The following is a 3,120-nucleotide window of genomic DNA, read 5'->3' on the forward strand; positions in this document are numbered from 1 at the left end:
TTTTTTAGTCTAGCATCATTAAAATCAAATAAGCGGAATATCTCCGTCTATTTGAGCTAATTTACAACCAGTTTCCCAAATAAGCGGAATTCCTCCGTCTATTTAATAGAATGACCATTAAAAAAAGGTAGATAAAAGCAACAATGTCTTAGAAAAGAGCCAAAATACATTAAATAACCCTGACTCCTTTTGGAATCAGGGTTTGGACGGATTATCCTACATAAGTTAAACGTTCACCATTTTTGTACACTTCATCAATGGTGCCTCCGCCAAGACATTCATCGCCATTGTAGAAAACAACCGCCTGTCCTGGGGTAACTGCACGAATGGGCTCCTTGAAAATAACTTCTGCTCGATCGCCTTCTAACAAACGTACAGTCACGCTATTATCTTCCTGGCGATAGCGGAACTTGGCCGTACATTCAAACTCAGCCGGTTTTTCTTTGGTCGATACCCAGCTAACGTTAGATGCAATAATCGAGTCGGAATAAAGTTTTTCATTGTGAAAACCTTGTCCAACATAAAGGACATTTCTTTCTAAGTCCTTTCCAATGGCAAACCAAGGTTCACCCGATCCGCCAATTCCTAAACCATGACGCTGGCCAATGGTATGATACATTAGGCCTTCATGTTTCCCTTTAATCTCACCGTCAAATGTCTCCATATTACCTGGTTGAGCGGGTAGATATTGACCTAGGAAATCCTTAAAATTCCGTTCACCGATAAAGCAAATTCCCGTACTGTCCTTTTTGGTGGCCGTAGCAAGTTCTGCTTCCTTCGCTATTTCCCTTACTCGAGATTTCTCTAAGTTTCCAATTGGGAACATGACTCTACTCAGTTGTTCCTGTGTCAATTGATTTAAAAAATACGTTTGGTCCTTATTTTCATCAAGACCACGGAGCATTTTGTATTCACCATCGCGGAACTCAACTCTTGCATAATGACCCGTTGCTAAGTAATCAGCACCTAATTTAAGCGCATGCTCGAGGAATGCCTTAAATTTAATTTCTTTGTTACACATTACATCTGGGTTTGGTGTTCTTCCGGCTTTATATTCTTCAAGGAAATAAGAAAATACCTTATCCCAATATTGTTTTTCAAAATTGACAGCATAATAAGGAATGCCAATTTGATTGCATACCCGAATGACATCTTCGTAGTCTTCAGTGGCTGTACACACACCATTTTCGTCTGTGTCATCCCAGTTCTTCATGAAAATACCGATTACGTCATAGCCTTGCTGCTTTAATAGAAGTGCCGCTACAGAGGAGTCTACACCACCGGACATTCCAACTACAACACGGATATCTTTGGGATCTTTTTTTTCCATTTCTCTTTCACCTCTCTTTTAACCGTACTAGATATTACATTTATTTTTTCAGACGCCTAACAATCTTTGCCGTCTCTTCAGCAGCTTTCACGACGTCCTCTGTCGTCGTGTTCAAGCCAAAACTAAAACGGATTGAATTAATCAAGCGCTCTGATTGTTTACCAAACATGGCAACCAGGACATGAGAAGGTTCTATGGAACCAGCCGTACATGCTGATCCGCTCGAAACAGCAATACCTGCCAAATCAAGATTAACAAGCATAGCCTCCACACTCGTTCCCGGAAAGCTTAAGTTTAATACATGTGGCAGTGAAGTTTCAAGCAATCCGTTTACGTTAAACTCAATATCTAATTCACGCAATTTTTCTAACATTGCTTCTTTAAAACCTATATACTTTTCTCTATTTGCCGTTCTTTCTTCATTTGCAATTATAACGGCTTCATGAAAACCAACAATAGAAGCAACATTTTCCGTGCCAGCTCGTCGCTTTCTTTCTTGGTCTCCGCCAAAAGAGCGAGGAGAGAGCTTCACATTTGAACGGGCAAAAAGAAAACCTGTTCCTTTTGGACCATTAATTTTATGAGCAGAAACAGATAATAAATCAATATGGCTTTCGTTTACATCAATCTTTACTATTCCATAGGCTTGTACCGCATCGGTATGAAAGATTGCTTGATGATTTTTTAATAAGTGGCCGATTTCCGTGATTGGCTGAATTGTGCCAACTTCATTATTACCGTACATGATGGATACTAAGATCGTATCATCCCTCAATGCTTCTTGGAACTCAGAGATGGAGATCCGACCTGTTTCATCAACAGGTAAATAAGTAACCTCATAACCCATCTTCTCAAGCTTTTTACAAGCATGCAAGACAGCATGATGTTCCACCGTAGTAGTAATAATGTGTTTGCCTTTATTCTGATAGCTTTCGGCCACACCAAACAACGCCATGTTATCGGCTTCCGTACCACCGCTTGTAAAAATAATCTCGTTTTCCTTTGCACCTATGCTGCGCGCAAGCCCAGCCCTTGCTCTATCAATTTGATGACGGGCTTCCCTTCCGAAGGAATGAATACTTGAAGGGTTACCAAAAATCATATTCATAGCTTCAACCATTGTTCCTATCACTTTAGGATGCATGGGTGTGGTAGCTGCGTGGTCGAGATAAATTCGTTCCATCCTTACACCTTCAATCAAAATAATTCTATGTTAATACTCTTCGCCTTATATATAAAACATATAACCTTCAGTATCATTATCTTCACTGTGATTAGCGAGGTCTTCTAAAGTAGTGTTGTCTAAAACACCCTTAATCGCATCCCTAATTCTAATCCACAGTTCTCGCTTCGCTGGCTCTTCATCTTCAATTCCTTCAACTGGCGTAATCGGTCCCTCCAGGACACGAATGACATCCCCTGCAGTAATTTTAGAAGGAACATTTGTAAGAATATAACCGCCATACGCACCTCTTATACTCTTAACTAAACCTGCATTCCTTAACGGAGCAACCAATTGCTCTAAATAATGTTCTGATAAATCATTTGCCTGTGCAATGGCTTTTAAAGATGTGGGACCTTCACCATATTTTTTAGCAAGCTCAATCATTATTGTAAGACCATATCTTCCCTTTGTTGATATTTTCACTACTTCGCACCTCTATTCAAAATCTATATATTTAAATACGTAATTCCACAGTAAATTGATAGGCATTAGAAATTATAACACATTCTCCTTTAATATGCTTTTTTCCCAAGAAAGTGGTATCGTATAAGAAAAGCGCAAGCGC

The 3,120-nt window shown here is 39.6% G+C and carries 3 protein-coding genes; all 3 read right to left on the reverse strand.

Going from position 1 to position 3,120, the window contains the following annotated elements:
• Nucleotides 1-211 precede the first annotated feature (211 nt).
• The 3 genes from mnmA to cymR are packed head-to-tail and all read right to left on the reverse strand — an operon-like array spanning nucleotide 212 to nucleotide 2,978.
• Entirely contained in the window at nucleotides 212-1,330 is a 1,119-nt protein-coding gene (gene mnmA / locus ABES03_RS23595) for a tRNA 2-thiouridine(34) synthase MnmA (RefSeq protein ID WP_430121295.1), read from the reverse strand.
• A 40-nt stretch (nucleotides 1,331-1,370) separates the two neighbouring features.
• Nucleotides 1,371-2,513: a cysteine desulfurase family protein gene (locus ABES03_RS23600; RefSeq protein WP_430121297.1), complete on the reverse strand. Its 1,143-nt coding sequence runs from the start codon at nucleotides 2,511-2,513 to the stop codon at nucleotides 1,371-1,373.
• A gap of 45 nt (nucleotides 2,514-2,558) precedes the next feature.
• Nucleotides 2,559-2,978: a cysteine metabolism transcriptional regulator CymR gene (cymR, locus tag ABES03_RS23605; protein WP_308083063.1), complete on the reverse strand. Its 420-nt coding sequence runs from the start codon at nucleotides 2,976-2,978 to the stop codon at nucleotides 2,559-2,561.
• Between the last annotated feature and the right edge of the window lie 142 nt (nucleotides 2,979-3,120).

Origin of the sequence: Neobacillus rhizosphaerae, assembly GCF_050477885.1 — a bacterium.
Taxonomy (GTDB): Bacteria; Bacillota; Bacilli; order Bacillales; family Cytobacillaceae; genus Neobacillus; species Neobacillus rhizosphaerae_A.

Coding starts and splice junctions, on each gene's coding strand:
- mnmA (WP_430121295.1), bottom strand. CDS start 1,330: ATGGAAAAAAAAGATCCCAAAGATATCCGTGTTGTAGTTGGAATGTCC.
- ABES03_RS23600 (WP_430121297.1), bottom strand. CDS start 2,513: ATGGAACGAATTTATCTCGACCACGCAGCTACCACACCCATGCATCCT.